General features: G+C 59.3%; 8 protein-coding genes. 2 read left to right on the forward strand and 6 right to left on the reverse strand.

The window, feature by feature from the left end:
• Positions 1-179: 179 nt before the first annotated feature.
• The 6 genes from GX444_19420 to GX444_19445 form a co-directional block, all read right to left on the reverse strand.
• On the reverse strand, positions 180-884 hold the full coding sequence (locus GX444_19420; protein ID NLH50751.1) for a hypothetical protein: 705 nt from the start codon (positions 882-884) through the stop codon (positions 180-182).
• 100 nt (positions 885-984) lie between these two features.
• Complete coding sequence (locus GX444_19425; protein NLH50752.1) at positions 985-1,317, reverse strand: hypothetical protein; 333 nt, start codon at positions 1,315-1,317, stop codon at positions 985-987.
• 26 nt (positions 1,318-1,343) lie between these two features.
• On the reverse strand, positions 1,344-2,111 hold the full coding sequence (locus GX444_19430; GenBank protein ID NLH50753.1) for a DUF3108 domain-containing protein: 768 nt from the start codon (positions 2,109-2,111) through the stop codon (positions 1,344-1,346).
• On the reverse strand, positions 2,108-3,205 hold the full coding sequence (locus tag GX444_19435; GenBank protein NLH50754.1) for a tetratricopeptide repeat protein: 1,098 nt from the start codon (positions 3,203-3,205) through the stop codon (positions 2,108-2,110). The genes GX444_19430 and GX444_19435 overlap by 4 nt, the downstream gene beginning before the upstream one ends.
• Before the next feature lie 76 nt (positions 3,206-3,281).
• Positions 3,282-5,348: an AgmX/PglI C-terminal domain-containing protein gene (locus tag GX444_19440; protein NLH50755.1), complete on the reverse strand. Its 2,067-nt coding sequence runs from the start codon at positions 5,346-5,348 to the stop codon at positions 3,282-3,284.
• A gap of 169 nt (positions 5,349-5,517) precedes the next feature.
• Positions 5,518-7,263 carry a hypothetical protein gene (locus GX444_19445; GenBank protein ID NLH50756.1) on the reverse strand — a complete coding sequence of 582 codons (1,746 nt, stop codon included), beginning with the start codon at positions 7,261-7,263 and terminating at the stop codon, positions 5,518-5,520.
• A gap of 800 nt (positions 7,264-8,063) precedes the next feature.
• Here GX444_19445 and GX444_19450 point away from each other — a divergent pair.
• Together GX444_19450 and GX444_19455 are read left to right on the forward strand one after the other, a co-directional pair.
• Positions 8,064-8,768: a hypothetical protein gene (locus GX444_19450; protein NLH50757.1), complete on the forward strand. Its 705-nt coding sequence runs from the start codon at positions 8,064-8,066 to the stop codon at positions 8,766-8,768.
• A gap of 218 nt (positions 8,769-8,986) precedes the next feature.
• On the forward strand, positions 8,987-9,322 hold the full coding sequence (locus GX444_19455) for a hypothetical protein (protein NLH50758.1): 336 nt from the start codon (positions 8,987-8,989) through the stop codon (positions 9,320-9,322).
• The last annotated feature ends 218 nt before the right edge of the window (positions 9,323-9,540 follow it).

The following is a 9,540-nucleotide window of genomic DNA, read 5'->3' on the forward strand; positions in this document are numbered from 1 at the left end:
GGATCAACGCGAACGAGGGGCACGAAATAAAACAAGATATGTTTTCCCATTCGCGTTCATTCATGTTTATTCGCGGTTCCAATCCTGTTCTTTCTTTATCAAACGGCGTTGGGGTGTCACGGTCTTCGATCCTTCAAGATCGATGGCCGTGCCCTTCGCGAACCCGGGTTCAAGACCGACTACGAAGCGCGTTTCTTGAAATGTTCGATGACCTCGTTGATCTCGCTGTCGTATTTTTCACCATATGGGAAAATGAGTGGTAAAAACGTCTTTTTGTTGATGACCAGCAACATAGTTCCGAGCAAATTAAATTTCCTGATGGACACCACTTGCGAAAAGGGAACGTCTTCTTTTTTGCTTTTACCCAATACTTCAAGGCCGTTATCGGAAAATTCGACGATCGATATTTTTCGATAATCCCAATAAGCCAAGGCAAACAGCAGCGCCGCGCCGATCAAAATGAGCAGGGATATATTACCGAGCAATTCACCATTTAGGTTTTTTAAACCATATCGGATGGGAAACAGAGCCGGAATAATCACCAAATAAACCAGCGTCAGCAAAATAAAAGTGCTAATAAATGATAAAATGCCGACCGAAAATGAAAGCCGCACCATATCGCTGTATTTGATCACCAGCGTGTGTTTCATTTGGCTTCCCTCGCGAAATGAATTGTCCGGCTTGTCGTTTTTCCTGGTTGGTGAATTAAAAAATACTACTTTATGTTCAACGATGTAAAGAGAAGACGAGGCGCCCTCGTTCCGCGATTGAACGTATGACCTGCCATGGCGAGTGACCACTGAAAAGCCGCTTGCCGGAGCACGGCCATGAACCCTGCGCGGACTCGGGTTCAAGACCGTGGCACCCAGGAAATTCTCAATCATGGTGACGGATGTTCATGGGCCAGGGAAACCACCTTGATGAGCCACTTCTTTTTCCCGCGAAGCGCAGGAGAAAGTGGATCACTTTTCGACCATCGCTCGATCAATTCAGGCAATAATCGGCGCCGATTTCCAGACAGGTCGCCTCTGGCAGGAAGTGCGTGGCGAGCAGGTGCGCCGCGTCGTAAAGCACGGCGCAACCGTCGGCGCATTCCTCCTCCGAGTAAGCGTCCCAGCAGTACGTGCCGACCTGCGCTTCGGCTTGAAAACAGCAAACGCAAGCGTGATCCGTCGGCGGCGAAGCGTCGTCGTCGGCCGGGGAAGCGTCGTCGTCGCCGGAATCGTCGTCCTCGTCGTTGCAGGCGGGAAAAAACAGCAGCGCCGCGAGGCAAGCCCCGAAAAACAAACAGGCCAGCGGCGGCAATAAGTGCTTCATGCCCAATTTCCCTAGTGCGGCGCCGATCAATTCTTCTGAACCAACTCGCCGTAAATATGGCCGACAAACGCCTCGGATTCGAGGCGCAATACGTGGTGCGGCGGGTTTTTATCGACCCACAAAAAAAGCTGGCGTACTTTTTCGACATCGGAGCCCTGGACATTGCCGGTCGATCGGAGGATGCGCGGTTGCACCTTCCAGGTATCGAATTCGCCCAGGCCGATTTTGATCCGTTCCTCGCCGATGACCCGGTAGGTCAGATCGTGGCGGCGTTTGCCGTCGAACGCCTTGAGGTTGTACTGCTGGCCGATCGACAGCGGCGAACGGCGCAGAAAGAGAATGGCGCTGAGCGGATCGTAGTGATCGAGCGGCGCGTCCTTGGGCGACAACGCCTTGCGGGTGTTTTTGATGATGCGGGTGCGGGAGCCGATCAGCAGATTGGCGGTCGGATCGCGGCGGATCTCGGTGTCGAGAAAGAAACTGGCTTCGCGCTGCTCGAAGAAGAACCGCTGGCAGGCGAGCTTGTCGGCGGTGGTTTCGACCGAAATTTTATCGCGCACCCGCCAGATCCAGTCGAGCTTGGGCTTGCCTTGAATCTGCACGACCGCCTTGTAGCCGGGCACGCCGGCCACCGTCGCCGGGTCGATGGCGATCGTCGCGGTGGCCGCGCTGATATTCTGCCAGCCGAATTCGTAGACCAGGCGTTCGGTCCCGAAATCCGCCGCCGGCGAGCCGGCGGCCCACGCCAGCAGAGCGATCAGCGGCAACAGGGCGATCCGCCACCCGCACTTCATGGTTTGGGTTCCTCCTGGCTGGTGAGCCGGCTGAGCAGTTCGTAATGTTCGCGGGTCCATTGCACCCACTGGTTGTTCTGCCCGAGATCGGCCGCGAGCTGCAGATTGCGGCGATAGGCGGTCAGCGCCTTGTCGAGCACGGGGTACAATTTTTTCTCGAGCTTTTCGCGGTAACCCGCCCGTTCGTCGGCGGGCAGATCGCGCGGCTCGGGCACCGCCAGCACCGCGCGGTAGAATTCCTCGAAGCCCAGGCCGATCTTGTAAAGCGCCGCCGTGATCCACAGCGGTTCGTAGGTCCGCACCGCCTGCGTGTAATAATCGCGCGCCGCGATCAGATATTCCGCCTTTTCCCGCAAATCCAACGCCAGCGCGGCTTCCTCGCCGCCCAGCGCGACCGCGGCGAAGCGCCGGTAATAAATCTCGCCCATGATGAAGTAGCCTTCGGCATAGGCCGCCCGCGCGTGGACGATGCCGCGCTGCAGGTTGCGGTCGTTTTCCGGCAAGGCCATTTCGAGATGATGTTCGGCCAGCACCTCGTCGCCGGCGTAGTAGGCCGCAATGCCCAGCCGCGCCCGCGCCTCGTTGAAAATCAGCGGTGACACGCCGAATTGGCTGAGGATGCTTTCGAATTCCTTTTCGGCCTCGGCGTACCGTTCCAACTTGACCAGACAGACACCGGCCCGCATGCGGACTTCCTCGATCAGCACGCCGCGCCCGGGCGGGTTGGGAAATTCCCGGTAAACCCGCAGGGCCTTTTCCCATTGGCCGGTCTGCTCGTTGACCAGCCCGAGGTTGTAGCGCGCCAGCGGCGCCACTTCGCTGTCGGGGTATTCCTTGAGGATTTTGTTGTAATTGAGGGTCGCCTTTTCCCACTCGGCGCCGACGTAGGCCTTGTCCCCGCGGTCGAACAATTCGTAGGCATCGTAAATGTCGCGATTCCGGCCCGTCGGGTCGCCGACGATGGTGGTCGGCGGCAGCACCAGCGTCGCGCCGATTCGCGTGGAAGCGCAGCCGAGCGGCCCGCAAAGCAGGCCGATCGCCAACGCCAGCAGGATCCAACCCACTCGTTCGGCGGCAGCGGTTCGCGAAGTCATGGCGCCATCTCCGGATCTCGTCCGCCCACCAGCATGACCGATCGAGGTTTGGTCGCGCAAGTCCGGGGCGGTCCGGCTATTCGTTGAAGCGGAAGGGGAAGGTTACGGTTTTCGGCGAACCCTCGAAGGCCGGGAAGTTCATCATCATGACCCGGCGCACCAGGCATTGTTCGATTTCGGCGTTGCCGATCGACGAACCGGCGACCACGGCGTTGGTCACCGCGCCGCTGGGATTGACGACGAACCGCATCTTGACTTCCCCCTTCGCGTCGGGGTTCTTGGCGAAGCAGAACTTCACGCGGCCCATGTACTTGCCGATGGTCGATTTGATCTGATCGGCGCTGATATTGGCCAACGGCGCGACCATCGGCGTGGGCGTCGTCGGTTTGGCGATGATTTCCTCGGTGCCCTTGGCGGGCCCGCCGGAAGGCTTTTCCTCGCCCGGTTTGTTGCCGGTATTCGCGGCGACGGTCGTTTCGCTCTTGAGCTTGGTCAATTCGTCCAGCGCGCTTTTGGCCTCGTCGTTCTTTTCGTTGACGAACAAGACCTTGCGGAAGCTCCATTCGGCCTTGTCGTATTTCTTGTTTTTCAGCAGCCCGCGGCCGAGCGTCAGGTAATGGTTCTCGATTTTTTTCATCCCGTCCTGCGCCGCGACGTTTTTCGGGTCGATGTCCATCACGAACGTGTAGATGCCGTAAGCCGATTCGTCGGGCGGATCGGTGATGCGATTGATTTTGAAATAGGTGTCGGCCTGGACCAGCAGCGCGTCGACCATTTCCTCGAAGGTCGGACCGCCGGGTTCGGGCATGATCGTCACGCCTTCCAGATCGAAGGTGTTGGTGTCAGCGACCGGCGTCGGTTGCGCCGGCGCTCCGGACCACCGATCTTTCAGCGCGTAACCGACGACCGCCAGGACGGCCAGGACGACCGCCGTGGCGGCCAGCCAGACCAGCGGCGAACGGCGCGCGGCTGGCCCGGCCGCCGGCGCCGCTTCCTCGGCGACGCGCAACGTCGCTTTTTCCTCGGCGGCGGGCACCGCGCCCTCCTCGGTGAAAAATTCTTTTTCCACCGCCCGCAACGCGCGATCCATCTCCGGCCCGGCTTTGGTTTCGCGCCGATCCATTTCGCCGATCGCGACGATGTGCTCCACCGCCTCGGTGAGATCGGATTTGGAAACGCGCTCGGACAACGCTTCCATGGCGCTCTCGGCGGCCTCGGCCAGTTGATCCTCGGTGGCCAAGGCGGCGCCCGCGAACGCCGTCTCGCGCCCTTCCGGCGGCAAGGCCAGACGGGCGTTTTCGAACGCGCCCAGGAACGCTCCCGCCGTCGGCGGCCGCAGATCGGGATCGTGGTCGCCGGCCATCAGCGCCAAATCCAGCAAAGCCGGCGAATGCGGGCCTTTGATCACCGGCGGTTGGCCGGGAGTGCCGCACTTGCCGAGGGTCAGCAGGTATTCGAGCAACTTGCCGAGCGAATAGACGTCGGCGGAACCCGACAGAATGCCGCTCTGGCGGAATTCGGGCGCCCAGAACTCCTGGGCGGACATGATTTGAAAATCGGCTTCGGCCAGCATCGGGCGCAGCGAGCCGGCGACTCCCAGGTCGGCGATCTTGACGCCGGTCTTGCTCATGAAGATGTTTTGCGGATTCAGGCCGAAATGCGCCTGTTCCGGATGCTCCTCGATGACCCGGCAGACCTGGTGCATGACCTCGGCCAGTTGGTCGGCGGGAAAGCCGCCCTCGGGAGCGTGCTTGGCGACGGCGCCGACCAGCTTTTCCAGCGTCAGCGCGTTGATGAATTCCTCGACGAAATAGACGAGGTGTTGCGAGTGGCCCGTTTCGAAAACGCGGACGAGGTTCGGGTGCGTCGTGAGATGGGTCAGCCGATTGCCCAATTCCACCAGGTGGCCCACGGCGCCGTTGCGGCCGGTGAACCGCTCGTAAAAGACCTTCACCGCACGGGTCTTGCCGCTCGCTTCTTCCTTGGCTCGATAGACGTAACCGAAATTGCCGCGGCCGACGACCCGTTCGACCCGGAACCGGTCGTCGATCACCTCGCCCACGCCGAAGGTGCGGACGGTCAACGACTTTTCGATCGCGCCGTCAATGGAATTGAGAACGTCGTCGGAGAAGATATCTTTCAAAGACTGAGGCCTCTCTTTGTTGCTTCCCACTCGTAACCGGTAATGGATACTCCCACCTTTGCCGACGGCGCGACGCCCGCAAATCTAGCGACCGACTGGAACCTCTTCCGTGAAATTATGTTTCACCACCGGGCATCCGTCAAGGCGATTCGCCGCTTTTTCCGGCCGGCTAGAGACGAATGACCACGGTTCGCGACAGTTTGTCGTGCCACCCCTGCTTGTTGGGGTCCAGCGCGATCCAAAAAATCCCCATGCCGAAGAACGCCAAGGCGAAACAGGCGGCGACGAACCGGAAAAAAGCGGTCAGATAGCCAATCGGTTCGCCGTGCGTGGTGAACACCTGCAACCGCATCAGGCGCTTGCCCAGCGTTTGTCCGGACGTGCCGTGCAAATAAGTGAAATAGGCCGCCGATAAAAACAAAAACAAAATATAAAACGGCAGACCCAGCATGCGCACCACCTCGGCCGCGTCGCCCCCCTTGCTGCCGGAGACCAACCGGCCGATCACCAAAAACAAACCCAACACCAGCAACAACAGCAAGAAATCGATCAGCGCCGCCAGACCGCGATACACCAGGCCGCCCTTGGGGATCACCTCGGCGCCGGTTGCCTCGTCGGCGTCTTCCTCTTCTTCTTCCGGAAATTCATCCGGTTCGGCCAATGCGCCCGGCTCTTCCGGGAGTTCCGCGAAGGCGACTTCCTCGGCGGCCTGACGCGGCGGCGCGGCCAGGGCCGGCGGCGTCCATTCGGTTGACTCGACCTTGGGCTTTTCGCGCGAACGGGGTTGGGCCAGGTGCGCGAGAACGTCTTCCGCCCGCGCCATCGAACGCGGCGCCGGCTCCGCCGATTCCTCGGCCCTCGGTTCGGCGGCGATCGTATGGAAATTCAGGGTGGGCAGCGGCGTTTCGGCGGTAGCCGGACTTTCGGCGACCGGCGCGACGATCGGTTCCGGTTCGAGCTCGGGTTTCGGCTGGGCTTGCTTCGCCTGTTCGATCAATTCCAACGCGTGTTGGCGCGCCTCTGCCGCCTTTTGTTTTTCCCGCTCGACCGTTTCGCGCTCCCGCGAAAGCCGATCGCGTTCCTCCTGCATTTTTTCCGCGGCTTCCGAAAGCAATCGCCGCTCTTCCTGAAGGCGGACGACTTCCTCTTGCTGCAGGCGCAGGAGATTGGCCTTGGCCTCGGCATCCTCGCGGTATTTGTCTTCCTGGGCCCGGCGCATCTCCTCGGCCAGCCGTTCCCGCTCCTTCCGCGCCTCTTCCAGTTCGCGGCGGATCTGTTCCTTGGCGCGCTGCGCCTCGGCCAGCTCGTGCTGGATCTTCTTTTGCGCTTCGAGAATCGGCGCCAGATCGACGGTTTTTTCCGCCGGCGGCGCGGGACGCGGCGGGCTGGCGGCGAACGCCGAAGCGCTACGCTCGGGTCTGTCGTGCTTTTCCACCGGCACCGCAACTTCGGCCGGGCGCGGCTTGACACTTGCCGCGGCGGCAAGCGGCTCTTTCCAATCGCGGACTTCGCGCCGATCCGCCTCGGCTTTTTCGATCCGCCTGGCCAGGGCCAATTTTTCGCGCTTGAGGGCGTCCAACCGGCGGCCCAGCCCGGCGGCCTTTTCCTCGGGCGCGTGATTGTATTCCCGCTGGAGCCGGGAGATTTCCTCGCGCAATTGCCGCTCGCGGGCAATCAGGTCCGGAAAGTTTTGACCCGCTACGCCCGGTTCGGCCGCTTTCTCATCCGCTCCCGCGTAACGGAAGGAATCTCTGGCCGCCCCCTCTGACGGGGCTTCCCGCCGCGAGCGCAGGCGATCGAACCAGGACGGTTTGGCCTCGGGTTTGCCTTCGCGAAACGCCACGAGGTCGAAACCGCATTTTTTGCAGTGGTCCAGGTCGTCGAACGAGACGAAATTGCAGCGCGGGCATCTCACGGTTCAAACCCCGTTATTCGGAAAGCCAAGGTGCCAGTTCGTAGCACGATCCCGGCCAGGCCGTCAAGATTGAAAAGGATTACCGGATGGTCGATATTTGTTTTTTCATCAGATGTGTATATAATATACGAAACGCCCCGATTTCTTCCGGGTTCGACGAAGGACCTCCTGTTCCTACCGCCCATTCCTTCGTGGGATACCGGAACGGAGCGCGGCCGATCCGGTTAACGGCCGGGAAGTTTTCCGACCGAACTCGTCGCGCGATAGAAAGTGCGCTTTTTGCCGCGGGACGAAGGGACATAGAGAGGAGTCTCCCGAACAATTCGCGATAAGTTTCGAAAACCATTCCGGTAAACCAAAAAGAAAATACAAAAGATAACTATTCATTACGTTCGCCGGGAAAACCTTTCCAACCCATCGGCGACCGCTTCGCCGAAGTTCCAAAAAAACTCTTGTAATCGCCCAAAAAAACTGCCATTTCGCGCAATCCGCAAGCAAAATAAAAAATTTTTTTATATAAAATTGTAACTATTCGTATTTTTAGGCAATATTTGACAAATACCAAAAGCGGTCGATTTTTCTCTTGACCGGATAAAAAGAGGTGTGATAGACGATTCCATGATGCGGTGAGGAATGAGTCGATTCCTCGCAGGGATGTGATTGTACGTTAATTGTAATTTTGTCCCATTCGCCAGGTTGGGCGTTGCCGATAACCCCGAAGAGATAGACGACTCGGGGGAGCCTATTTGTCTTTCTCGGGCTATTGGCAGGACAAAGCAACACAAGAAGGAGGACGATAAATGAACCTGTTGAAGAACAAACTCTTTTTGCTGGCGCTGGTCGCCATGCTCGCGATGGGCATGGGCGCCTTCGTCGTTGCGTGCAGCAGCGGTGACGATGACGACGACGACGACAACGACGACAACGACGACGACTCCTGGACCGACGATGATTCCGGCGACGACGACAGCGGCGACGACGACAGCGGCGACGATGACGACGACAACGACGACAACGACGACAACGACGACGTCACCTACACCTGTGACGGCGTTGCCGACGGCATGGTCAACACCTGCGGCATCACCCTGCTCGACCTCGAAGGCACCCAGCAGGATGTGGCCGGTTTGACCGCCTGGTGCGAAGCCTCCGAAGAGTTCATGGCGGCGAAGCTTGCTTCTCCGTTCTGGACCTGCATTGGCGACGCGGTATTCGTCGATTTCTGCGACGAAGCCTCCTTCGATGCTTGCTTGGCTCCGGCTGATCCGGGCAGCGGCTGCGGCTCGGCCGTGCACGGCATCTATGCTTGCGGCGTTGTGTGGACCTTCACCGACACCACCTTCTGGATTCCCGAAATGGATATGCAGGCGGCTTGCGGCTCCCTGACCGACTGGCCGTGGTCTTGCTACGCTGATTGCGTCTCCAACACCACCTGCTCCGATCCGCCCACCCAGGCGGAAGCCAATGCGATGATCGCTTGCCTCAACGCTTGCGACGCGAAGTAAATCCATCGCATCGATTGACAGTGATGAGGAGCGGGGTTTCGGCCCCGCTCCTTTTTTATTACCCCGCGAGCGGCCGAACGAAGCGTTTCGGCTCCCTTCTCGGGGCAGATTCAGTCGGAGTGGAGCCTTGACCGCTTTCCCGCGCTCATGGTAATCAGACTGAACCTTTGAAAACGACCAGACCGGCGAAGCAATCGCCGCTGGCATGGAGGAATGAAATGTCACGAAATCACAATCAGCGGTTGCAGTGGTTCTTCCTGGCGGCGTTGCTGTTGACCCTGGCGGCCGGCCTGTTCTTCATCGCCTGCGATGAAGACGAAATCGACACCAAGGAAACCGACACCGGCAATCTGGCATTGCTCGACGACGACGACGATTCCGGCGACGACGACGACAACGACGACAACGACGACAACGATGACAACGATGACAACGACGACACCAGCGACGACGATACCGGCGACGACGATACCGGCGACGACGACGACGACAACGACGACAACGACGACAATGACGACAACGACGATAACGACGACAACGACACGACGCCGTAACGACTTGCCGCAAAAACAAAAATAAAACCCCGCGGAAACCCCGCGGGGTTTATTTTTTCCGAATAACTACCTGTTCCCGCACCCTTCGAGACGGCCAAGGGCCTCCTCAGATAATGGAAAGGACTGACCCCCGATGCATGTCTGTTAGACAAGCGGCATCATTGGGTGATTCACAACCTTACCCAACAGGAGGACAGTCCCATGGCTATCGTAACCTA

It is taken from the genome of Myxococcales bacterium, from assembly GCA_012517325.1.
GTDB lineage: Bacteria > Lernaellota > Lernaellaia > Lernaellales > Lernaellaceae > JAAYVF01.